21 protein-coding genes and 1 tRNA gene are annotated in these 21,436 nt (G+C 55.7%); 17 read left to right on the top strand and 5 right to left on the bottom strand.

Annotated features, from left to right (window positions below):
• Nucleotides 1-176 precede the first annotated feature (176 nt).
• From FHC52_RS13005 to mtr, 12 genes are all read left to right on the top strand, one after another.
• A tRNA-Met gene (locus FHC52_RS13005) sits at nucleotides 177-253 on the top strand.
• 207 nt (nucleotides 254-460) lie between these two features.
• Nucleotides 461-913: a ribosome maturation factor RimP gene (gene rimP, locus FHC52_RS13000; protein WP_014833432.1), complete on the top strand. Its 453-nt coding sequence runs from the start codon at nucleotides 461-463 to the stop codon at nucleotides 911-913.
• A 28-nt stretch (nucleotides 914-941) separates the two neighbouring features.
• Nucleotides 942-2,444 carry a transcription termination factor NusA gene (nusA, locus tag FHC52_RS12995; protein WP_003861798.1) on the top strand — a complete coding sequence of 501 codons (1,503 nt, stop codon included), beginning with the start codon at nucleotides 942-944 and terminating at the stop codon, nucleotides 2,442-2,444.
• A 24-nt stretch (nucleotides 2,445-2,468) separates the two neighbouring features.
• The gene (gene infB / locus FHC52_RS12990; RefSeq protein ID WP_008501472.1) at nucleotides 2,469-5,156 is read left to right on the top strand and encodes a translation initiation factor IF-2; all 2,688 of its coding nucleotides are present in this window, start codon (nucleotides 2,469-2,471) and stop codon (nucleotides 5,154-5,156) included.
• Between the two features lie 89 nt (nucleotides 5,157-5,245).
• Complete coding sequence (rbfA, locus tag FHC52_RS12985) at nucleotides 5,246-5,650, top strand: 30S ribosome-binding factor RbfA (RefSeq protein ID WP_003024988.1); 405 nt, start codon at nucleotides 5,246-5,248, stop codon at nucleotides 5,648-5,650.
• Nucleotides 5,650-6,600, top strand: coding sequence for a tRNA pseudouridine(55) synthase TruB (gene truB, locus FHC52_RS12980; RefSeq protein ID WP_058655019.1), 951 nt, complete (start codon nucleotides 5,650-5,652; stop codon nucleotides 6,598-6,600). Before rbfA ends, truB begins: the two co-directional genes overlap by 1 nt.
• Before the next feature lie 154 nt (nucleotides 6,601-6,754).
• Nucleotides 6,755-7,024 (top strand): 30S ribosomal protein S15, encoded by a 270-nt coding sequence (gene rpsO, locus FHC52_RS12975; protein ID WP_003861789.1) that lies wholly within the window; start codon nucleotides 6,755-6,757, stop codon nucleotides 7,022-7,024.
• 242 nt (nucleotides 7,025-7,266) lie between these two features.
• Nucleotides 7,267-9,405: a polyribonucleotide nucleotidyltransferase gene (gene pnp, locus FHC52_RS12970; RefSeq protein ID WP_008501475.1), complete on the top strand. Its 2,139-nt coding sequence runs from the start codon at nucleotides 7,267-7,269 to the stop codon at nucleotides 9,403-9,405.
• A gap of 108 nt (nucleotides 9,406-9,513) precedes the next feature.
• Nucleotides 9,514-10,398: a lipoprotein NlpI gene (gene nlpI, locus FHC52_RS12965; protein WP_008501476.1), complete on the top strand. Its 885-nt coding sequence runs from the start codon at nucleotides 9,514-9,516 to the stop codon at nucleotides 10,396-10,398.
• Nucleotides 10,399-10,505: 107 nt separating this feature from the next.
• Nucleotides 10,506-10,586: a protein YrbN gene (gene yrbN / locus FHC52_RS23030; protein ID WP_100122156.1), complete on the top strand. Its 81-nt coding sequence runs from the start codon at nucleotides 10,506-10,508 to the stop codon at nucleotides 10,584-10,586.
• Nucleotides 10,579-12,474: a DEAD/DEAH family ATP-dependent RNA helicase gene (locus FHC52_RS12955; protein ID WP_021242253.1), complete on the top strand. Its 1,896-nt coding sequence runs from the start codon at nucleotides 10,579-10,581 to the stop codon at nucleotides 12,472-12,474. The genes yrbN and FHC52_RS12955 overlap by 8 nt, the downstream gene beginning before the upstream one ends.
• A gap of 142 nt (nucleotides 12,475-12,616) precedes the next feature.
• A complete protein-coding gene (gene mtr, locus FHC52_RS12950) occupies nucleotides 12,617-13,861 on the top strand; it encodes a tryptophan permease (protein WP_087449354.1) in 1,245 nt (414 codons plus the stop codon).
• Between the two features lie 86 nt (nucleotides 13,862-13,947).
• Here mtr and FHC52_RS12945 read toward each other — a convergent pair whose 3' ends face one another.
• The 3 genes from FHC52_RS12945 to FHC52_RS12935 all read right to left on the bottom strand — a co-directional run bounded on the left by FHC52_RS12945 (nucleotide 13,948) and on the right by FHC52_RS12935 (nucleotide 16,915).
• On the bottom strand, nucleotides 13,948-14,955 hold the full coding sequence (locus FHC52_RS12945) for a luciferase-like monooxygenase (RefSeq protein WP_220420109.1): 1,008 nt from the start codon (nucleotides 14,953-14,955) through the stop codon (nucleotides 13,948-13,950).
• Between the two features lie 78 nt (nucleotides 14,956-15,033).
• Nucleotides 15,034-15,912: a U32 family peptidase gene (locus tag FHC52_RS12940; protein ID WP_021242250.1), complete on the bottom strand. Its 879-nt coding sequence runs from the start codon at nucleotides 15,910-15,912 to the stop codon at nucleotides 15,034-15,036.
• A gap of 7 nt (nucleotides 15,913-15,919) precedes the next feature.
• Nucleotides 15,920-16,915 (bottom strand): peptidase U32 family protein, encoded by a 996-nt coding sequence (locus tag FHC52_RS12935; protein ID WP_021242249.1) that lies wholly within the window; start codon nucleotides 16,913-16,915, stop codon nucleotides 15,920-15,922.
• Nucleotides 16,916-17,126: 211 nt separating this feature from the next.
• On the opposite strand from FHC52_RS12935, the gene FHC52_RS12930 reads away from it, so the two are divergent.
• Nucleotides 17,127-17,651, top strand: coding sequence for an SCP2 domain-containing protein (locus tag FHC52_RS12930; RefSeq protein WP_008501482.1), 525 nt, complete (start codon nucleotides 17,127-17,129; stop codon nucleotides 17,649-17,651).
• A complete protein-coding gene (locus tag FHC52_RS12925) occupies nucleotides 17,645-18,148 on the top strand; it encodes a GNAT family N-acetyltransferase (protein ID WP_021242248.1) in 504 nt (167 codons plus the stop codon). Before FHC52_RS12930 ends, FHC52_RS12925 begins: the two co-directional genes overlap by 7 nt.
• Here FHC52_RS12925 and FHC52_RS12920 read toward each other — a convergent pair.
• Entirely contained in the window at nucleotides 18,135-18,464 is a 330-nt protein-coding gene (locus FHC52_RS12920) for a GIY-YIG nuclease family protein (RefSeq protein WP_008501484.1), read from the bottom strand. The two genes, FHC52_RS12925 and FHC52_RS12920, sit on opposite strands and share 14 nt — an antisense overlap.
• Nucleotides 18,465-18,478: 14 nt before the next feature.
• On the opposite strand from FHC52_RS12920, the gene FHC52_RS12915 reads away from it, so the two are divergent.
• On the top strand, nucleotides 18,479-18,913 hold the full coding sequence (locus FHC52_RS12915) for a YhbP family protein (protein WP_008501485.1): 435 nt from the start codon (nucleotides 18,479-18,481) through the stop codon (nucleotides 18,911-18,913).
• Here FHC52_RS12915 and FHC52_RS12910 read toward each other — a convergent pair.
• The gene (locus FHC52_RS12910; protein WP_008501486.1) at nucleotides 18,893-19,411 is read right to left on the bottom strand and encodes a type 1 glutamine amidotransferase domain-containing protein; all 519 of its coding nucleotides are present in this window, start codon (nucleotides 19,409-19,411) and stop codon (nucleotides 18,893-18,895) included. The two genes, FHC52_RS12915 and FHC52_RS12910, sit on opposite strands and share 21 nt — an antisense overlap.
• Nucleotides 19,412-19,539: 128 nt before the next feature.
• Here FHC52_RS12910 and FHC52_RS12905 point away from each other — a divergent pair, with 128 nt between their 5' ends.
• On the top strand, nucleotides 19,540-20,184 hold the full coding sequence (locus FHC52_RS12905) for an NAD(P)H-binding protein (RefSeq protein ID WP_032653594.1): 645 nt from the start codon (nucleotides 19,540-19,542) through the stop codon (nucleotides 20,182-20,184).
• A gap of 39 nt (nucleotides 20,185-20,223) precedes the next feature.
• The gene (locus FHC52_RS12900; RefSeq protein ID WP_220420108.1) at nucleotides 20,224-21,261 is read left to right on the top strand and encodes a permease; all 1,038 of its coding nucleotides are present in this window, start codon (nucleotides 20,224-20,226) and stop codon (nucleotides 21,259-21,261) included.
• Nucleotides 21,262-21,436 lie beyond the last annotated feature (175 nt).

Below are 21,436 nucleotides of genomic sequence, written 5' to 3'. Positions count from 1 at the left end.
AGACTCGTGCGTTTTTTGTAAAAATTTTGGTCTGATCGATCTGGCGGAAGTCGCCTTGACAGGTGGGGTCAACTATCAATATACTAAACGCCGATTTTACGTCCCGTCTTCGGTACCAAATCCCAGCATTATTTGCAAATTCTGTCCAAAACGCGTAGAATTTGCCACGTTTCAGGCGCGGGGTGGAGCAGCCTGGTAGCTCGTCGGGCTCATAACCCGAAGGTCGTCGGTTCAAATCCGGCCCCCGCAACCACTTTCCCATAAAGTTCTTTTTCAAATATACTGTGAAGACTTAGAGCCTTCGTAGCTGGATTTGAAAAAATTCTTTCGGAGAGTGCTCCAGGCCACAGTTGTGGCTATAGGGTTCAGTTATCTAAAGCCCCGATTTATCGGGGTTTTTTGTTATCTGACTACAGAATAACTGGGCTTTACGCCCTTTTTTTATGTCTTGGGGGTGGGCTTGTCCACATTAGAGCAAAAATTAACAGAGATGATTACTGCACCGGTCGAAGCACTGGGCTACGAACTGGTCGGCATCGAATTCGTTCGCGGCCGTACATCGACGCTGCGCATCTATATTGATAGTGAAGATGGCATCAATGTTGATGATTGTGCTGATGTCAGCCACCAGGTGAGTGCGGTTCTTGATGTTGAAGACCCAATTACCGTTGCGTACAACCTGGAAGTTTCCTCACCTGGCCTCGATCGCCCGATGTTCACGGCCGAGCACTATGTGCGCTTTACCGGTGAAGAAGTGGCTCTCGTTCTGCGTATGGCCGTACAGAACCGCCGTAAATGGCAGGGAATTATCAAAGCCGTTGATGGTGAAATGATCACGGTGACAGTCGAAGGCAAAGATGAAGTGTTCGCGCTGAGTAATATCCAGAAGGCGAACCTGGTTCCCCACTTTTAACAGTCTGGATTGAGGTGAAAAGCCCGCGATGAACAAAGAAATTTTGGCTGTTGTTGAAGCCGTCTCCAACGAGAAATCACTGCCGCGTGAGAAGATTTTTGAAGCGCTGGAAAGTGCACTGGCTACAGCAACCAAGAAAAAATACGAACAAGAGATCGATGTTCGCGTAGAAATCGATCGTAAAAGCGGTGACTTCGATACATTCCGTCGTTGGGTAATCGTTGAAGAAGTGACCCAGCCGACTAAAGAGATCACGCTGGAAGCCGCCCGTTTTGAAGACGAAAGTCTGAACGTGGGTGACTACGTTGAAGATCAGATTGAATCTGTGACCTTCGACCGTATCACCACCCAGACCGCTAAACAGGTTATCGTGCAGAAAGTGCGTGAAGCCGAGCGCGCGCTGGTTGTCGATCAGTTCCGCGATCAGGAAGGCGAAATCATCACCGGCGTGGTGAAGAAAGTGAACCGCGACAACATCTCTCTGGAGATCAAATCCGAAGGGTTGCCGGGTAACGCTGAAGCCGTGATCCTGCGTGAAGATATGCTGCCGCGTGAAAACTTCCGTCCGGGCGACCGTATTCGTGGTGTTCTGTACGCTGTGCGTCCAGAAGCTCGCGGTGCGCAGCTGTTCGTGACCCGTTCTAAACCAGAAATGCTGGTAGAACTGTTCCGTATCGAAGTACCGGAAATCGGTGAAGAAGTTATCGAAATTAAAGCGGCGGCTCGCGATCCGGGCTCCCGTGCGAAAATTGCGGTGAAAACCAACGACAAGCGTATCGACCCGGTCGGTGCTTGCGTCGGTATGCGCGGTGCGCGTGTCCAGGCAGTTTCTACTGAGCTGGGCGGCGAACGTATTGATATCGTTCTGTGGGATGACAACCCGGCGCAGTTCGTGATCAACGCAATGGCTCCGGCTGATGTGGCGTCTATCGTTGTTGACGAAGACAAACACACCATGGATATCGCTGTTGAAGCGGGCAACCTGGCGCAGGCAATCGGCCGTAACGGTCAGAACGTACGCCTGGCGTCACAGCTGAGCGGCTGGGAACTCAACGTCATGACCGTTGATGACCTGCAGGCTAAGCATCAGGCTGAAGCCCATGCGGCGATCGATACCTTCACCAAATACCTGGATATTGACGAAGATTTCGCCACTGTTCTGGTTGAAGAAGGTTTCTCTACGCTGGAAGAACTGGCCTATGTGCCAATGAAAGAGCTGCTGGAAATTGACGGTCTGGATGAACCAACCGTTGAAGCCCTGCGTGAACGCGCTAAAAACGCACTGACCACCCTGGCACTGGCTCAGGAAGAAAGCCTTGGCGATAAGAAGCCGGCTGATGACCTGCTGAATCTGGAAGGTCTTGATCGTGCGATTGCGTTCAAGCTGGCTGCCCGTGGTGTTTGTACGCTGGAAGATCTCGCTGAGCAAGGCGTTGATGACCTGGCTGATATCGAAGGTTTAACCGACGAGAAAGCCGGCGAGCTCATCATGGCCGCACGTAATATTTGCTGGTTCGGCGACGAAGCGTAATAAACTGTAGCAGGAAGGAACAGCATGACTGATGTAACTGTAAAATCGCTGGCTGCTGAGATTCAGACCTCCGTGGACCGCCTGGTACAGCAATTTGCTGATGCAGGGATCCCGAAGTCCGCTGATGACTCGGTGACCGCGCAAGAAAAACAAACCTTGTTAACGCACCTGAACCGTGAACACGGCTCTACGCCTGACAAGTTAACGCTGCAGCGCAAAACGCGTAGCACGTTAAACATCCCTGGTACCGGTGGCAAAAGCAAATCGGTACAAATTGAAGTCCGCAAGACGCGCACCTTTGTAAAACGTGATCCGCAAGAGGCAGAACGCCTTGCCGCGGAAGAGCAGGCACAGCGTGAAGCGGAAGAACAAGCTCAGCGTGAGGCGGAAGCAGCCGCTAAACGTGAAGCAGAATTAAAAGCTGAACGTGAGGCCGCAGAAAAAGCGAAACGCGACGCAAGTGATAAAGTGAAGCGTGACGCTGCGGAAAAAGACAAAGTGAGCAATCAACAGACAGACGAAATGACCAAAACCGCCCAGGCTGAAAAAGCCCGCCGTGAAAATGAAGCTGCCGAACTGAAGCGTAAAGCGGAAGAAGAAGCCCGCCGTAAGCTGGAAGAAGAAGCTCGCCGCGTCGCCGAAGAAGCGCGTCGCATGGCAGAAGAAAATGAGAAGAACGGTGTTGATACCGCTGAGCAGTCTGAAGACACCAGCGACTATCACGTGACCACTTCTCAGCACGCACGTCAGGCTGAAGATGATAACGACCGTGAAGTAGAAGGCGGCCGTGGCCGTGGTCGTAATGCAAAAGCAGCGCGTCCGGCGAAAAAAGGTAACAAGCACGCGGAATCTAAAGCTGACCGTGAAGAAGCACGTGCGGCTGTTCGCGGTGGTAAAGGCGGCAAGCGTAAAGGTTCCGCTCTGCAGCAGGGCTTCCAGAAGCCGGCTCAGGCCGTTAACCGTGACGTTGTGATCGGCGAAACCATTACCGTTGGCGAACTGGCGAACAAGATGGCGGTTAAAGGCTCTCAGGTCATCAAAGCAATGATGAAGCTGGGCGCGATGGCAACCATCAACCAGGTGATCGATCAGGAAACCGCGCAGCTGGTTGCGGAAGAGATGGGCCACAAAGTTATCCTGCGTCGTGAAAACGAGCTGGAAGAAGCAGTAATGAGCGACCGTGACACAGGTGCTGCGGCAGAACCGCGCGCACCGGTAGTGACCATCATGGGTCACGTTGACCACGGTAAAACCTCGCTGCTTGACTACATTCGCTCTACCAAGGTTGCCTCTGGCGAAGCGGGTGGTATTACTCAGCACATCGGTGCATACCACGTAGAAACTGACAACGGTATGATCACCTTCCTGGATACCCCAGGCCACGCCGCATTTACCTCCATGCGTGCTCGTGGTGCTCAGGCGACGGATATCGTTGTTCTGGTTGTTGCTGCAGACGACGGCGTCATGCCGCAGACCATCGAAGCTATCCAGCACGCGAAAGCAGCGGGTGTGCCGGTTGTGGTTGCGGTGAACAAGATCGATAAGCCAGAAGCGGATCCCGATCGTGTTAAAAACGAACTTTCCCAGTACGGTATCCTGCCGGAAGAGTGGGGCGGCGAAAGCCAGTTCGTACACGTGTCTGCGAAAGCGGGTACCGGTATCGACGAACTGCTGGACGCGATCCTGCTGCAGGCCGAAGTTCTGGAGCTGAAAGCCATCCGTAACGGTATGGCGAGCGGTGCGGTTATCGAATCCTTCCTGGATAAAGGACGTGGCCCTGTTGCTACCGTTCTGGTTCGTGAAGGTACACTGCATAAAGGCGATATCGTTCTGTGCGGTTTCGAATACGGTCGCGTTCGTGCGATGCGTAACGAACTGGGTCAGGAAGTGCTGGAAGCAGGTCCGTCCATTCCAGTGGAAATCCTGGGCCTGTCCGGTGTTCCGGCTGCTGGTGACGAAGTGACCGTGGTGCGTGACGAGAAGAAAGCGCGTGAAGTGGCACTGTATCGTCAGGGCAAATTCCGTGAAGTTAAACTGGCTCGTCAGCAGAAATCTAAACTCGAGAACATGTTTGCCAACATGACCGATGGCGAAGTTCACGAAGTGAACATCGTTCTGAAAGCCGACGTTCAGGGTTCTGTGGAAGCGATCTCCGACTCCTTGCTGAAACTGTCTACCGACGAAGTGAAAGTGAAGATCATCGGTTCTGGCGTAGGTGGTATCACCGAAACCGACGCGACCCTGGCTGCTGCCTCCAACGCTATCCTGGTTGGCTTCAACGTTCGTGCGGATGCCTCTGCGCGTAAAGTGATTGAATCCGAAAGCCTGGATCTGCGTTACTACTCCGTCATCTATAACCTGATCGACGAAGTGAAAGCAGCGATGAGCGGTATGCTGTCTCCTGAGCTGAAACAGCAGATCATCGGTCTGGCTGAAGTACGTGACGTGTTCAAATCACCGAAATTCGGTGCGATCGCGGGCTGTATGGTTACCGAAGGTAACATCAAGCGTCACAACCCAATCCGCGTACTGCGTGACAACGTGGTTATCTATGAAGGCGAGCTGGAATCCCTGCGCCGCTTCAAAGATGACGTTAACGAAGTCCGTAACGGCATGGAATGTGGTATCGGCGTGAAGAACTACAACGACGTTCGCGTTGGCGATATGATCGAAGTGTTCGAGATCATCGAAATTCAGCGTACCATCGCTTAATTTCCGATTGTAAGCCGGGATCGCCTCGCGCCACCCGGCAATAATTTCAAAAAGGGGCTTTAGCCCCTTTTTTGTCTGGAGAATTTATTATGGCGAAAGAATTTGGTCGCCCTCAGCGCGTAGCGCAGGAAATGCAGAAAGAGATCGCACTCATTCTGCAACGTGAAATCAAAGACCCGCGCGTCGGCATGATGACCACCGTTTCCGGTGTGGAAATGTCCCGCGACCTGGCCTATGCAAAAGTGTTCGTCACCTTCCTGAACGATCAGGACGAAGCCGCAGTGAAAAACGGCATTAAAGCGCTGCAGGAAGCCTCTGGTTTCATCCGCTCTCTGCTCGGCAAAGCGATGCGCCTGCGTATCGTGCCTGAACTGACCTTCTTCTACGACAACTCGCTGGTCGAAGGTATGCGTATGTCCAACCTGGTGACCAGCGTGGTGAAACATGACGATGAGCGTCGTGTTAACCCGGCGGACGACAGCAAGGAGGACTGATGAGTCGTCCTCGTCGTCGTGGTCGCGACGTGCATGGTGTGCTGCTGCTGGATAAACCCCAGGGCGCTTCCAGCAACGACGTGCTGCAAAAAGTGAAGCGTATTTTTAACGCCAACCGAGCGGGCCACACCGGCGCGCTCGATCCGCTGGCAACCGGCATGCTGCCGGTCTGTCTGGGAGAGGCGACAAAATTTTCCCAGTACCTGCTCGACTCCGATAAGCGTTACCGCGTAATCGCTAAGCTGGGCCAGCGCACGGATACCTCCGACGCGGATGGCCAGGTCGTGGAAGAGCGTCCGGTGACCTTTAGTGCGGAGCAGCTTGATGCGGCGCTGGAGAGCTTCCGTGGGGAGACGATGCAGGTGCCGTCGATGTATTCGGCGCTGAAGTATCAGGGCAAAAAACTCTACGAATACGCGCGCCAGGGTATTGACGTCCCGCGTGAAGCCCGTCCGATTACCGTGTATGAGCTGCTCTTTATTCGCCACGAAGGTGATGAGCTGGAGCTGGAAGTGCACTGTTCGAAAGGGACCTATATTCGCACCATCATTGATGACCTCGGTGAAAAGCTGGGCTGCGGCGCGCATGTGATTTACCTGCGTCGCCTTGCGGTGAGCAAGTACCCGGTGGAGCGAATGGTGACCCTGGAACATCTGCGCGAGCTGGTTGAACAGGCGGAATCTCAGGGGATCGCGCCGGCAGAGCTGCTCGACCCACTGCTGATGCCGATGGACAGTCCGGCTGCGGACTTCCCGGTTGTTAATCTTCCTTTAACATCGTCCGTTTACTTTAAGAACGGCAACCCGGTTCGTACGTCAGATGCGCCGCTGGAAGGCCTGGTACGCGTGACTGAAGGTGACGAAGGGAAATTCATCGGCATGGGCGAAATGGATGGCGAAGGGCGCGTTGCGCCGCGTCGTCTGGTCGTCGAATATCCGGTCGACGCGTGACGGTAATAACGGCTCACCTTGCGATAAGCAGGGGAGACGAGTAGAATATCGCCGCTTAACGCCTGGTAAATTGTTTAACAATCTGCGGGGCGTACATGGGATTGCTGAATTAGAGATCGGCATCCTTACATTCTTTATACTTTGGAGTTTGAAAATGTCTCTAAGCGTTGAAGCTAAAGCTAAAATCGTTTCTGAGTTTGGTCGTGGTACTAACGACAGCGGTTCTACCGAAGTTCAGGTTGCACTGCTGACTGCACAGATTAACCACCTGCAGGGTCACTTTGCAGAGCACAAAAAAGATCACCACAGCCGTCGTGGTCTGCTGCGTATGGTTTCTCAGCGTCGTAAACTGCTCGACTACCTGAAACGTAAAGATGTTGCACGCTACACCGCGCTGATCGAGCGTCTGGGTCTGCGTCGCTAAGTCTTGCGAGTTTCAGAAAAGGGGGCCTGATGGCCCCTTTTTTCAAGCAGACGGCAGCAATTCACTGGAAACTATTGTATTGTTGCTATAAATGATCTTCATTGCAGAGGTTCGCGCGGCTAATGAGAGGCTTCACCCAGGGGGGTGTTGGTTGTCATTAGTCGCGAGGATGCGAAGAAGGTCGGGTCAAATCGACAGCACACCGGTGGTGTGCTGTCAAACATTTAAGAAAGGACAGAACTTTGCTGAATCCGATCGTTCGTAAATTCCAGTATGGTCAACATACCGTCACGCTGGAAACCGGCATGATGGCACGTCAGGCGACTGCTGCCGTTATGGTAAGCATGGATGACACTGCGGTATTCGTTACCGTTGTGGGCCAGAAAAAAGCTAAACCAGGTCAGGACTTCTTCCCGCTGACCGTTAACTACCAGGAGCGTACCTACGCTGCCGGTAAAATCCCGGGTGGCTTCTTCCGTCGTGAAGGCCGTCCAAGCGAAGGCGAAACCCTGATCGCGCGTCTGATTGACCGCCCGGTTCGTCCGCTGTTCCCGGAAGGCTTCGTTAACGAAGTACAGGTTATCGCGACCGTTGTTTCCGTTAACCCACAGGTTAACCCGGACATCGTGGCGATGATCGGTGCGTCCGCTGCCCTGTCACTGTCTGGTATTCCATTCAATGGCCCAATCGGTGCCGCGCGCGTCGGTTACATCAACGACCAGTACGTGCTGAACCCAACTCAGGAAGAGCTGAAAGAAAGTAAGCTGGACCTGGTGGTTGCGGGTACCGAAGCCGCTGTGCTGATGGTTGAATCCGAAGCTGAACTGCTGAGCGAAGACCAGATGCTGGGCGCTGTGGTCTTCGGCCATGACCAGCAGCAGGTTGTTATCCAGAACATCAACGACCTGGTGAAAGAAGCCGGTAAACCACGTTGGGACTGGCAGCCAGAAGCGGCCAACGACGCGCTGAACGCACGCGTTGCAGCTCTGGCAGAATCTCGTCTGAGCGATGCGTACCGCATCACCGACAAACAGGAGCGTTACGCTCAGGTTGATGTGATCAAATCTGAAGTAACCGCGACCCTGGTTGCCGAAGACGAAACGCTGGACGCTAACGAAATTGGCGAAATCCTGCACGCCATTGAGAAAAACGTTGTTCGTAGCCGCGTGCTGGCTGGCGAGCCGCGTATCGATGGCCGTGAAAAAGACATGATCCGTGGTCTGGATGTGCGTACTGGCGTGCTGCCACGTACTCACGGTTCTGCGCTGTTCACCCGTGGTGAAACGCAGGCGCTGGTTACCGCGACCCTGGGTACAGCCCGTGACGCGCAGATCATCGACGAACTGATGGGCGAGCGCACTGACAGCTTCCTGTTCCACTACAACTTCCCTCCGTACTCCGTAGGTGAAACCGGCATGGTTGGCTCACCGAAGCGTCGTGAAATTGGTCACGGTCGTCTGGCGAAGCGCGGCGTGCTGGCAGTGATGCCAGAAGCAGACAAATTCCCGTACACCGTACGTGTAGTGTCTGAAATCACCGAATCCAACGGTTCCTCTTCCATGGCTTCCGTGTGTGGTGCCTCTCTGGCGCTGATGGATGCAGGCGTGCCAATCAAAGCCGCCGTTGCGGGTATCGCAATGGGCCTGGTGAAAGAAGGCGACAACTATGTTGTTCTGTCTGACATTCTGGGCGACGAAGACCACCTGGGCGATATGGACTTCAAAGTAGCGGGTTCCCGCGACGGTATCTCTGCGCTGCAGATGGATATCAAAATTGAAGGTATCACCAAAGAGATCATGCAGGTTGCGCTGAACCAGGCTAAGGGTGCACGTCTGCACATCCTGGGCGTGATGGAACAGGCTATCAACGCGCCACGCGGTGATATCTCTGAATTCGCACCGCGTATTCACACCATCAAGATCAATCCAGACAAGATCAAAGATGTTATCGGTAAGGGCGGTTCCGTAATCCGTGCGCTGACCGAAGAGACCGGCACCACCATCGAAATCGAAGATGACGGTACCGTGAAGATCGCAGCAACCGACGGCGAGAAAGCGAAATTCGCGATCCGTCGCATCGAAGAAATCACTGCAGAAATCGAAGTGGGCCGCGTGTATGCAGGTAAAGTGACCCGTATCGTTGACTTTGGTGCGTTCGTTGCCATCGGCGGCGGTAAAGAAGGTCTGGTTCACATCTCTCAGATCGCTGACAAGCGCGTTGAGAAAGTGACCGATTACCTGCAGATGGGTCAGGAAGTGCCGGTTAAAGTTCTGGAAGTCGATCGCCAGGGCCGTATCCGTCTGAGCATTAAAGAAGCAACCGAGCAGTCTCAGCCAGCTGCTGCGCCAGAAGCACAGGCAGCAGAACAGCAAGGCGAGTAAGTTGCCATTTGCCCTCCGCTTTGCGGAGGGCCTATTATCAGGCAGGACGCCTTGTTAAGCCGCCGGGGGACAGGACGTTCATCCAATAGTTGTCTTCGGGAGTGGGAAATGAAGCCTTTTTTGCGCTGGTGTTTCGTTGCGACAGCTTTAACGCTGGCAGGATGCAGCAACTCTGCCTGGCGTAAGAGCGAAGTCCTCGCAGTGCCATTGCAACCGACTTTGCAGCAGGAAGTGATCCTGGCACGCATGGAACAAATACTTGCCAGTCGGGCTTTAACCGATGACGAACGCGCACAGCTTTTATATGAGCGCGGAGTGTTGTATGATAGTCTCGGTCTGAGGGCATTGGCGCGAAATGATTTTTCACAAGCGCTGGCTATCCGACCTGATATGCCTGAAGTATTCAATTACTTAGGCATTTATTTAACGCAGGCAGGCAATTTTGATGCTGCCTATGAAGCGTTTGATTCTGTACTTGAGCTTGATCCAACTTACAACTACGCGCACTTGAATCGCGGTATCGCATTGTATTACGGCGGTCGTGACAAGTTAGCGCAAGATGATCTGCTGGCGTTTTATCAAGACGATCCTAATGATCCTTTCCGTAGCCTGTGGCTTTACATCGTTGAGCGGAAGCTCGATGAGAAGCAGGCAAAAGAGGCACTGAAACAGCGCTTCGATAAATCGGACAAGGAACAGTGGGGATGGAACATTGTCGAGTTCTACCTGGGCAACATTAGCGAAGCAACGCTGATGGAACGCCTCAAGGCGGACGCAACGGATAACACCTCGCTCGCTGAGCATCTCAGTGAAACCAACTTCTATTTAGGTAAGTACTACCTAAGTCTGGGGGATAAGGACAGCGCTACGGCACTGTTCAAATTAGCGGTTGCTAACAACGTACACAACTTCGTTGAGCACCGTTATGCATTGTTGGAATTATCGCTCTTGGGCCAGGAGCAAGACGACCTGGCAGAATCGGACCAGCAATAGCTGACGACATAAACATCAGCCCGTAATCTTTTGATTGCCATCACCTTAACTGGTGAGGGCGTTGTTGTTCGTCAATACACCTACTTTGAGCCGGTTCACACTTTTCAATGAAAATTGCTAATCATTTTCACGATGAGCTAAGTAGACTGGCCGCCATTGACATTGAGGCACTCGTACTACATGGCTGAATTCGAAACCACTTTTGCAGATCTGGGCCTGAAGGCTCCTATCCTTGAAGCCCTTAACGATCTGGGTTACGAAAAACCATCTCCGATCCAGGCTGAGTGTATCCCACACCTGCTTTCTGGTCGTGACGTGCTGGGCATGGCCCAGACTGGTAGCGGTAAAACTGCAGCGTTCTCGCTGCCGCTGCTGAACAACATTGATCCGGACCTGCGTGCACCGCAGATCCTCGTTCTGGCTCCAACCCGTGAACTGGCTGTTCAGGTTGCAGAAGCCATGACGGAATTCTCTAAACATATGCGCGGCGTAAACGTGGTTGCCCTGTACGGCGGCCAGCGTTATGACGTGCAGTTACGCGCCCTGCGCCAGGGCCCACAGATTGTTGTCGGTACGCCGGGCCGTCTGCTGGATCACCTGAAGCGCGGTACCCTGGACCTCTCTAAACTGAGCGGTCTGGTACTGGATGAAGCAGATGAAATGCTGCGTATGGGCTTCATCGAAGACGTTGAAACCATCATGGCGCAGATCCCGGACGGTCATCAGACCGCGCTGTTCTCTGCCACCATGCCGGAAGCGATTCGTCGTATCACCAAACGCTTCATGAAAGAACCTCAGGAAGTGCGTATTCAGTCCAGCGTAACCACTCGCCCGGATATCAGCCAGAGCTACTGGTCTGTATACGGCATGCGTAAAAACGAAGCGCTGGTACGTTTCCTGGAAGCGGAAGATTTTGATGCGGCGATTATCTTCGTTCGTACCAAAAATGCGACCCTGGAAGTGGCTGAAGCCCTGGAGCGTAGCGGCTACAACAGCGCAGCGCTGAACGGCGACATGAACCAGGCCCTGCGTGAGCAGACTCTGGAGCGTCTGAAAGACGGTCGTCTGGATATCCTGATTGCAACCGACGTGGCAGCACGTGGTCTGGACGTTGAGCGTATCAGCCTGGTTGTTAACTACGACATCCCGATGGATTCCGAGTCTTACGTTCACCGTATCGGCCGTACCGGTCGTGCGGGTCGTGCTGGCCGTGCGCTGCTGTTCGTTGAGAACCGCGAGCGTCGTCTGCTGCGTAACATCGAACGCACCATGAAGCTGACCATTCCAGAAGCGGACCTGCCAAACGCAGAACTGCTGGGCAAACGCCGTCTGGAAAAATTCGCCGCCAAAGTACAGCAGCAGCTGGAAAGCAGCGATCTGGATCAGTACCGTGCGCTGCTGTCGCAGATTCAGCCTGTTGCTGAAGGCGAAGAGCTGGACATGGAAACCCTGGCTGCAGCACTGCTGAAAATGGCTCAGGGCGAACGTAGCCTGATCGTGCCACCAGATGCACCGATGCGTCCTAAGCGTGAATTCCGTGACCGTGACGACCGCTTCGAACGTCGTGGCGACCGTAACGATCGTGGCCCACGTGGTGACCGTCCAGAGCGTGGTGGTGAAGACCGTCCTCGTCGTGAACGTCGCGACGCAGGCGATATGGAACTGTACCGCATTGAAGTGGGCCGTGATGATGGTGTTGAAGTTCGTCACATCGTTGGCGCTATCGCTAACGAAGGCGACATCAGCAGCCGTTACATTGGTAACATCAAGCTGTTCGCCTCCCACTCTACCATCGAGCTGCCGAAAGGCATGCCGGGTGAAGTACTGCAGCACTTTACGCGTACCCGCATCCTGAACAAGCCGATGAACATGCAGCTGCTGGGCGATGCACAGCCACGCCCTGACCGTGGCGGCGAACGTCGTGGCGGTGGTCGCGGTTTCGGCGGCGAGCGTCGTGAAGGCGGTCGCAGCGAAGGTCGCGGTGGTGAAGGTCGTCGTTTCTCCGGCGAGCGCCGTGAAAGCCGTGGCCCGCGTCGTGAAGAAGGCACCAGCCGTCGTCGTTTCGGTGACGCGTAAGCCTTACGCTTCTGACGTAAAGTAAAATATACAGCCCCGATACATGCTATCGGGGCTTTTTTTATTCCCTCTGTACTCTTGTACTGGTACAGTGCGTCACATTAAAATGCAGAACCGCATGATTGACTGGAGAAAAGGCTGTATGGCGACACTAACCACCACCCAAACGTCACCTTCGCTGCTTGGCGGCGTGGTGATCATCGGCGGAACCATTATAGGTGCCGGGATGTTCTCCCTGCCCGTGGTCATGTCCGGTGCGTGGTTCTTCTGGTCGCTGGCCGCGCTGGTCTTTACCTGGTTCTGTATGCTCCATTCCGGGCTAATGATCCTCGAAGCCAACCTGAACTACCGCATTGGCGCGAGCTTCGACACCATCACCAAAGACCTGCTGGGCAAAGGCTGGAACCTGGTGAACGGGCTGTCCATCGCGTTTGTGCTCTATATTCTGACCTACGCGTATATCTCGGCAAGTGGTTCGATTCTGCATCACACCTTCTCGGAGATGTCGCTGAACGTACCGGCGCGTCTGGCCGGGCTGTGCTTTGCGCTGGGCGTGGCGTTTATCGTCTGGATGAGTACCAAAGCGGTAAGCCGGATGACGGCGATCGTGCTGGGCGCGAAGGTCATCACCTTCTTCCTGACCTTCGGCAGCCTGCTGGGGCACGTGACGCCTGCCACGCTGTTTAACGTTGCCGAAGTGAATACCTCCTATACGCCTTACCTGCTGATGACCCTGCCGTTCTGCCTGGCGTCGTTTGGCTACCACGGTAACGTGCCGAGCCTGATGAAGTACTACGGCAAGGATCCGCGCACCATCGTGAAATGCCTGGTCTACGGCACGCTGCTGGCGCTGGGGCTGTATGTGATTTGGTTGCTGGGGACGATGGGTAACATCCCGCGTCCGGAATTTATCGGCATTGCGCAGAAGGGCGGTAACATTGATGTGCTGGTGCAGGCCCTGAGCGGCGTGCTGAACAGCCGCAGCCTGGATTTACTGCTGGTGATCTTCTCTAACTTCGCGGTGGCGAGCTCTTTCCTCGGCGTGACGCTGGGCCTGTTTGACTACCTGGCGGATCTGTTTGGCTTTGATGATTCCGCGATGGGGCGCTTCAAAACCGCGGTGCTGACCTTCCTGCCGCCGATTGTGGGCGGCCTGCTGTGGCCGAACGGTTTCCTGTACGCCATCGGCTATGCCGGTCTGGCGGCAACCATCTGGGCGGCGATTGTGCCGGCGCTGTTGGCCCGCAAATCACGTAAACGCTTCGGCAGCCCGAAATTCCGCGTCTGGGGCGGCAAGCCGATGATTGCGCTGATCCTGGTGTTTGGCGCGGGCAATGCCCTGGTACATGTGCTGTCGAGTTTTAATCTGTTGCCGGTGTACCAGTAAACATTTTGTGCCGGATGGCGGCTACGCCTTATCCGGCCTACGCGTCCCCGTAGGCCAGGTAAGCGAAGCGCCACCTGGCAAAAAGGCTACCCCACCAACTCCTCTTTCACCTGCATGGCCAAATCAAACGAGTGCAAACGTGCCTGGTGATCGAAAATCTGGCCGTTAACCATAATTTCATCCGCCTGCGTTTCGCGCAGCACTGCTTCCAGCCCGTGACGCACTTTCGCTTTATCACCCACCAGCGACATGCTCAGCGCCTGCTGTACGCCATACTGCTCTGAAGCTGACCACAGCTGATGCATATTCTCCACCGGCGGCGGAAGCTGGCCCGTCTCACCGCGACGCAGCTTCACAAACGCCTGCTGCATGGAGGTGAACAGGAATTCCGCGTCGCGATTGCTGTCGGCGGCAATAATGTTGATACAGACCATCGCGTACGGTTTCTCCAGACGCTCGGACGGTTTGAAGTGCGTGCGGTAGAGATGCAGTGCCTGATACAGCATATCCGGTGCGAAATGCGAGGCAAACGCAAACGGCAGCCCCAGCTGGGCGGCAAGCTGCGCGCTGTAGAGGCTTGAGCCCAGCAGCCAGACCGGGATCTTCTCGCCGTAACCCGGTACCGGGCGCACGTGCGGGTTCGGGTCACGCGCGTCGAACCAGTCCACCAGTTCGGCCACGTCGCGCGGGAAGTTGTCGATATCGCCGCTCATATGGCGGCGCAGGGCGCGCATGGTCGGCTGATCGCTGCCCGGCGCACGGCCAAGCCCTAAATCAATACGGCCCGGATAGAGGGTATTCAGCGTGCCGAACTGCTCGGCGATCACCAGCGGGGCGTGGTTCGGCAACATCACGCCGCCGGAGCCCAGGTGCAGCGTGGTGGTATTTGCCGCCAGATAACCAATCAGTACCGAGGTGGCGGCGCTGGCAATGCCCACCATGTTGTGGTGTTCGGCCAGCCAGTAGCGGTGATAGCCACGCTTTTCGGCCAGCTGAGCCAGATCCAGAGAGTGCGAAAAGGCTTCTCTTGCCGAGGAGCCTTGTGGGATCGGCGCCAGATCCAGCACCGAAAACGGAAGGGTTTTGTCAGTCATAACAGCTCACTTTGTCGACGGTGAATCTTTAATACTGCATTAAAAAATGATAACCGTTGTTAACAAAGTGAGCCTTTTTTAGGCCTGCAGTTCCAGCCCGGCCAGACGCTTCCAGTAGCCGTTACAGTCGCTGTTTGCCGTCAGCGGCAGCGGAGCAGCGCCATTTTCGTTAGCGCGGAAGGCGTCCAGCATCGCGAACACGCCGGTATCCAGCGGCGACAGGCGCACCATATCGACCAGCCCGTCCATCGACGCCAGCTCGTTGCCGAGGTTATAGACATAGCCGCTCATGGTCTGAATACCGTTGAGAACAAACACCTGCTGATTCTCCTGCGACAGCATGCTGCGCCCGTTCGGATACTTAATACAGCAGGTTTCGCACTCGTCTTTCGGACGGTCTTCCGAGCGTGCGGTAAAGCAGCGGGCGGAATAGGCCAGCGGCAGATGCCCGTAGCTCAGCACTTCCACTTCAAACTTGTTGCGAATGCCCAGCTCTTCACACTGCGTGAGCAGGTTTGCCAGCCAGTCGCGGGAGAGTTCAACCGGCATGCACCAGCGCGTCATCCCCTGTTTGAGCAGCAGGCGCAGGGTCACCGCGTTGTAGCAGTTCAGGGCATGACCCGCGACAAACGGCAGCTTGCGCTCGGCACACATGTTCACCACGCCGAGATCGCTCGCTTCCAGCAGGAACTCGCCGTTCTCAACGTAGCGTTTCAGCTCGCCCAGTTCAGAAGAGGCCTGCACCAGCGCGAGCGTGGAAAGCACCACCTGTTTGCCGCTTCCCGCCAGGCTTTTCGCCATCTCCAGCCAGTCGCCCACTTTCGTCGCCCGACGTTTGCTGCACACCGCTTCGCCGAGGTAAATCACATCGGCGCTGCTGGTGGCGGCCTGCTGGTAAAAATCTTCCAGCGTCTCTTTTGGCCAGTAGTAAAGCACTGGCCCTAATGAATATTTCATGATTTTCTCACTGCCATTTACGGTGATACGCGCCCAGCGTGGTTTGCGTGCCTTCGGACATCGATCCGAGCGTCTCCATCCAGGCCTGCTGCGGCGCGTAGTTCTGCGGGTCCGCCATGCAGCGGTCGATAGCCTGACGCCACACTTTCGCCACCTGGCTCACGTACGCCGGGCTGCGCTGGCGACCTTCAATTTTCACCGAGGCGATATTGGCCGCCAGCAGCTCCGGCAGCAGCTCCAGCGTGTTAAGGCTGGTGGGCTCTTCCAGGGCATGGTAACGCTCGCCGTCGACCAGATAGCGGCCTTTACACAGGGTAGGATAACCGGCGTTTTCACCGTCCTGATAGCGGTCGATCAGCACCTCATTCAGGCGAGATTCCAGCCCCTGCGGCGTTTGCTGCCAGCGGACAAAGCGGGCAGGGGAGCAGGCCCCGACGGTATTTGGCGACTCGCCGGTTAAATACGAGGAAAGATAGCAACGGCCTTCGGCCATAATGCACAGGCTACCAAAGGCAAAAACTTCCAGCGGCACTGGCGTGACGCGCGCGAGTTGCTTAACCTGATGAATAGAGAGTACGCGCGGCAGCACCACGCGGGCCACGTCAAAGTTTCGGTGATAAAAACGCACGGCCTCTTCGTTGGTGGCAGATGCCTGAACAGAGACGTGGCGCTCAATATGGGGATAGCGTTCTGCCGCATACTCAAGCATGGCGAGGTCGGCCAGAATCAGCGCATCGGCACCCAGCTGTGCCGCCATATCCACCGCGCGCTGCCAGCGGGCGTAGCCGTCAGGATGAGCAAAGGTATTGATGGCGATATGCAGCTTGCGGCGGTGCTGATGAACGAAGTTAACGGCTTCCTGAAGCTTTTTCTCCGTAAAGTTGAGGCCAGCAAAATGGCGGGCATTGGTGTCATCTTTCAGCCCGATATAGACCGCATCGGCCCCATTTTCGATGGCCGCCTTAAGCGCCGGAAGGTTTCCGGCAGGGCAGAGCAGCTCCATAATTTATCCTGATGTTGTCGATCGCAAAAATGTTAACGAGCTGGGATTTTAATTAACCCATACGCGACAATTTTTGATTTAAGGCAGCTAATGGCGTATTGATGGCACCAATAATGAGGTTGTCCGGACGACGGTTTGTTGATTTACGCCGCTATGTTATGCGTCGGATATGGCAAAATAGCAGGACTATAGATATCAGGGAGTAAAGCTCGTGCTGGATAAACTGCGTTCACGTCTCGTACAATTTGGCCCATCAATGCTGAGCGTGCCGGTAAAGCTGGCGCCGTTCGCGCTTAAACGTCAGGTGCTGGAGCAGGTCCTGAGCTGGCAGTTCCGCCAGGCGCTGCAGGATGGCGAGCTGGAATTCCTGGAAGGCCGCTGGTTGAGCATTGAGGTACGTGACATCGGGCTGCGCTGGTTTACCTCCGTTGAGAATGACCAGCTGATCGTCCGCGAAACCGCCGAGGCGGACGTGAGCTTTAGCGCCAACGCCAGCGATCTGCTGATGATCGCCGCGCGCAAGCAGGATCCGGATACGCTCTTCTTCCAGCGCCGTCTGGTGATTGAAGGCGACACGGAGCTGGGCCTGTACGTTAAAAATTTAATGGATGCCATTGAGCTGGAGCAGATGCCGAAAGCGCTGCGCGTGATGTTAATGCAAATGGCAGATTTCGTTGAGGCCGGGCTGAAAACCCCGCCGGACAGTAAACACACTTCAGTAGGTGAGCCATGCTGATTCGAGTCGAAATTGGGATTGATGCACCGGGTATCGATGCGTTATTACGCCGCTCTTTTGAGAGTGATGCGGAAGCCCAACTGGTCCACGATCTCCGTGAAGACGGCCTGATCACGCTGGGGCTGGTTGCCACCGATGATGAAGGTCAGGTGGTGGGCTATGTTGCTTTCAGTCCGGTCATCGTTCAGGGCGAAGAGCTGCAGTGGGTCGGTATGGCACCGCTGGCGGTGGATGAAAACTATCGCGGGCAGGGGCTGGCGCGCCAGCTGGTCTATGAAGGGCTGGATTCGCTCAATGAGTTCGGTTATGCGGCCGTTGTAACGCTGGGCGATCCGGCATTCTATGGCCGTTTGGGCTTCGAGCAGGCCGCGCATTACGATCTGCGCTGCCGCTGGCCGGGTACGGAATCCGCTTTCCAGGTGCACCGTCTGGCGGACGACGCGCTCAACGGCGTCAATGGTCTGGTTGAATACCACGACCATTTCAATCGCTTTTAATCAGGCTCTCGCGTAGCGCCTCAAAGGAGCCGTCTCCGGTCACGAGGCGCTCTTTCTGGCGCTTCGTCAGCTGTTTGATGCGGTATTCCAGCCTGAGCGCCAGCGATCGGTCACCGACGGGCGCCGAAAAGGCGAGCTGTAATTCTCCTTTCCCCCGCAGCGCTTTTGCCCCTTTCCCCGTTTGATGTTGTAAAAAACGCCGCGCCACATCGGTGGTGATCCCGGTGTAGAGTGCGTTATCAGCGGTTCGGACAAGATAGAGAAACCAGCACACGGTAAACAGATTCAGTATGTTAAGGTGAACGCACCATAGCATGAGAGAGAACGAAAATGGAAACACTGGCCGCCATTAACCGCTGGCTGGCGAAGCAGCACGTCGTCACCTGGTGCGTCTACAGCGAGGGTGAGATGTGGTGCGCAAACGCATTTTACTACTACGATCCGGAGCGCGTCGCATTTTACGTCATGAGCGAAGACAAAACGCGTCATGCGCAGATGACCGGCCAGCAGGCAAAAGTCGCGGGCACGGTAAATGGCCAGCCGAAAACAGTCGCGCTGATCCGTGGGGTACAGTTTAAAGGGGAAATCCGTCGCCTGGACGGAGAAGAGAGCGACGCGCGTCGCAAGCACTACACGCGCCGCTTTCCGGTCGCCGCTGCGCTAAAAGCCCCGGTGTGGGAAATCCGCCTCGATGAGCTGAAATTTACCGACAACACCCTGGGCTTTGGCAAGAAGCTGCACTGGTTACGCGCCGAGCAGGCGTAGCGCTTCGCGGTTAAACGCCGGGAGATCGTCCGGGGTCCGGCTGGTGATCAGCTGGTCTTTGTCGTTGACCACCTCCTGATCGTAAAACTCGGCCCCCGCATTTTTCAGATCGATAACGATTGGTTTCACCGCCGTGAGCTTACGCCCGCGTACAACCTCCGCGCTGATGAGCAACTGCGGGCCGTGACAGATGGCAAAGACCGGTTTGCCGGTAGAGACAAAGTCCCGGGTGAAGGTTACGAAGCGCTCGTCTCCGCGCAGGGAATCCGGTGAATGGCCGCCGGGTAAAAGCAGGGCGTCAAAATCTGAGGGGCTCACGTTATCGATAGTCTCGTCGATGGTCACGCTGGCCTCGCCCTTATGGCCTTTCACCGTTTTGCCCGCCTCTTTCTCGATGGTGATGACCTCATGTCCCGCCTTGCGGAACGCCTCTGCAGGAGAGGTGAATTCTGAATCTTCAAACTCGTCGGTAATCAAGACTGCGATTTTCTTGCCCATGCTTCCTCCGTTGTTTTGGCTTCAGACTGATTTTTCTCCGCTTGTGGTAAATACTTACCTGTAACAGACTTCTAAGTGTGGTCGACGACGCCGAGTTCGCAAACGGACAATTCTGTAAAGGGGATACGATGAGTCAGGTACTGATTACCGGTGCTACCGGATTAGTGGGCGATCATCTGCTGCGGCTGCTGATTCAGGATCGCCGCGTGAACTACATCGCCGCCCCGACGCGTCGACCGCTGGTGGACATCGCCGGGGTCTTTAATCCGCACGATCCCCAGCTGACGGATGCGCTGGCGCAGGTCCAGGACCCGATTGATATCGCCTTTTGCTGTCTGGGCACCACGCGGCGGGAGGCGGGGAGCAAAGAGGCATTTATCCACGCCGACTATACGCTGGTGGTGGACACCGCGCTTACGGCGAAAAAGCTGGGAGCCAGACATTTTCTGGTGGTCAGCGCGCTGGGCGCCAGTGCCGGATCGCCTTTCTTCTACAACAAGGTGAAGGGCAAGATGGAGGATGCGCTGATTGCGCAGAAATGGGAGCAGCTGACGATTGTGCGCCCCTCAATGCTGATCGGCCACCGGGACGAGCGCCGCTTTAACGAGTCGATATTTGCCCCGCTGTTTCGGATCCTGCCCGGCAACTGGAAATCTATCGAGGCGCGGGACGTCGCGCGTGCGATGTTAAAAGAGGGACTGGCTCCGTCGAAAGCGGGCGTAAACATTATCCCTTCGGCAAAACTGCGTGAAATCGCGCAGGGCGAGGCGTAAACTCCCCCGGCTAATTACTCATACTCTCCGGGGAATGCTATGACTGGTCAGTCTTCATCTCAGGCGGCAACACCTGTTCAATGGTGGAAGCCCGCACTCTTCTTTCTCGTGGTCATTGTTGGCCTTTGGTACGTGAAATGGCAACCATACTACGGCAAAGCCTTCACCGCCGCCGAAACGCACAGCATCGGTAAATCTATTCTCGCTCAGGCGGATGCCAGCCCGCTTCAGGCGGCGTGGGACTATGCCATGGTCTACTTCCTTGCCGTCTGGAAGGCTGCCGTCCTGGGCGTGATCCTGGGCTCACTGATTCAGGTGCTGATCCCGCGCAACTGGCTGGTGAAAACCCTCGGACAGCCGCGCTTTCAGGGTACGCTGCTGGGAACGATCTTCTCCCTGCCGGGCATGATGTGCTCCTGCTGCGCTGCGCCCGTGGCGGCAGGGATGCGCCGCCAGCGCGTGCCGATGGGCGGCGCGCTGGCGTTCTGGATGGGCAACCCGCTGCTCAATCCGGCGACGCTGGTTTTTATGGGCTTTGTCCTGGGCTGGCATTTCGCGTTCATTCGTCTGGTGGCCGGACTGCTGACCGTGCTGGTGGTGGCGACGCTGGTGCAAAATCTGGTGAAGGATAAGACGCCAGAGTCCGCGTCTGTTGAGCTGGACGTCAGCGAGCCGCAGGGCGGGTTCTTTGCGCGCTGGGGCAGGGCGCTATGGCAGCTTTTCTGGAGCACCATTCCGGTCTATATCCTGGCGGTGCTGGTTCTCGGCGCGGCGCGCGTCTGGCTCTTCCCGCATGCGGATGGCGCTATCGACAACACGCTGTTGTGGGTCATTGCGATGGCCGTTGCAGGCTGCCTGTTTGTGATCCCTACCGCCGCAGAAATTCCTATTGTTCAGACCATGATGCTGGCCGGCATGGGCACCGCACCGGCACTGGCATTGCTCATCACGTTACCGGCCATCAGCCTGCCGTCGCTGATTATGCTGCGTAAATCATTCCCGGCGAAAGCGCTGTGGCTCACCGCGGGGCTGGTGGCGTTGAGCGGGGTGATGGTGGGAAGTATTGCGCTTCTGTGAAAAACGCCCGGTGGGGCTACGCTTACCGGGCCTACAAAAAAATCCCCTCACTTGAGGGGATTTTTTTATTGTCATCCCTAAACCACCTCCTGGGGAGGTGGTGATTGATCCTGTAAGGCTATAGCCTGAAGAATGCCCATGCCGGAATATCTCTTCTTACTCACCACAAGTAAAA

This window comes from Enterobacter sp. EC_64, from assembly GCF_019584165.1.
GTDB classification, from domain to species: domain Bacteria; phylum Pseudomonadota; class Gammaproteobacteria; order Enterobacterales; family Enterobacteriaceae; genus Enterobacter; species Enterobacter roggenkampii.
This window is presented reverse-complemented; position numbering and strand designations above follow the sequence as displayed.

Bases quoted from the DNA above. Each gene is read 5' to 3' on its own strand.
- rpsO (WP_003861789.1), top strand. From the start codon at position 6,755: ATGTCTCTAAGCGTTGAAGCTAAAGCTAAAATCGTTTCTGAGTTTGGT.
- FHC52_RS12945 (WP_220420109.1), bottom strand. From the start codon at position 14,955: ATGACTGACAAAACCCTTCCGTTTTCGGTGCTGGATCTGGCGCCGATC.
- nusA (WP_003861798.1), top strand. From the start codon at position 942: ATGAACAAAGAAATTTTGGCTGTTGTTGAAGCCGTCTCCAACGAGAAA.
- FHC52_RS12940 (WP_021242250.1), bottom strand. From the start codon at position 15,912: ATGAAATATTCATTAGGGCCAGTGCTTTACTACTGGCCAAAAGAGACG.
- FHC52_RS12915 (WP_008501485.1), top strand. From the start codon at position 18,479: ATGGAAACACTGGCCGCCATTAACCGCTGGCTGGCGAAGCAGCACGTC.
- FHC52_RS12900 (WP_220420108.1), top strand. From the start codon at position 20,224: ATGACTGGTCAGTCTTCATCTCAGGCGGCAACACCTGTTCAATGGTGG.
- FHC52_RS12935 (WP_021242249.1), bottom strand. From the start codon at position 16,915: ATGGAGCTGCTCTGCCCTGCCGGAAACCTTCCGGCGCTTAAGGCGGCC.
- FHC52_RS12905 (WP_032653594.1), top strand. From the start codon at position 19,540: ATGAGTCAGGTACTGATTACCGGTGCTACCGGATTAGTGGGCGATCAT.
- FHC52_RS12920 (WP_008501484.1), bottom strand. From the start codon at position 18,464: ATGCTATGGTGCGTTCACCTTAACATACTGAATCTGTTTACCGTGTGC.
- nlpI (WP_008501476.1), top strand. From the start codon at position 9,514: ATGAAGCCTTTTTTGCGCTGGTGTTTCGTTGCGACAGCTTTAACGCTG.
- truB (WP_058655019.1), top strand. From the start codon at position 5,650: ATGAGTCGTCCTCGTCGTCGTGGTCGCGACGTGCATGGTGTGCTGCTG.
- FHC52_RS12925 (WP_021242248.1), top strand. From the start codon at position 17,645: ATGCTGATTCGAGTCGAAATTGGGATTGATGCACCGGGTATCGATGCG.
- yrbN (WP_100122156.1), top strand. From the start codon at position 10,506: ATGAAAATTGCTAATCATTTTCACGATGAGCTAAGTAGACTGGCCGCC.
- rbfA (WP_003024988.1), top strand. From the start codon at position 5,246: ATGGCGAAAGAATTTGGTCGCCCTCAGCGCGTAGCGCAGGAAATGCAG.
- FHC52_RS12910 (WP_008501486.1), bottom strand. From the start codon at position 19,411: ATGGGCAAGAAAATCGCAGTCTTGATTACCGACGAGTTTGAAGATTCA.
- FHC52_RS12955 (WP_021242253.1), top strand. From the start codon at position 10,579: ATGGCTGAATTCGAAACCACTTTTGCAGATCTGGGCCTGAAGGCTCCT.
- infB (WP_008501472.1), top strand. From the start codon at position 2,469: ATGACTGATGTAACTGTAAAATCGCTGGCTGCTGAGATTCAGACCTCC.
- mtr (WP_087449354.1), top strand. From the start codon at position 12,617: ATGGCGACACTAACCACCACCCAAACGTCACCTTCGCTGCTTGGCGGC.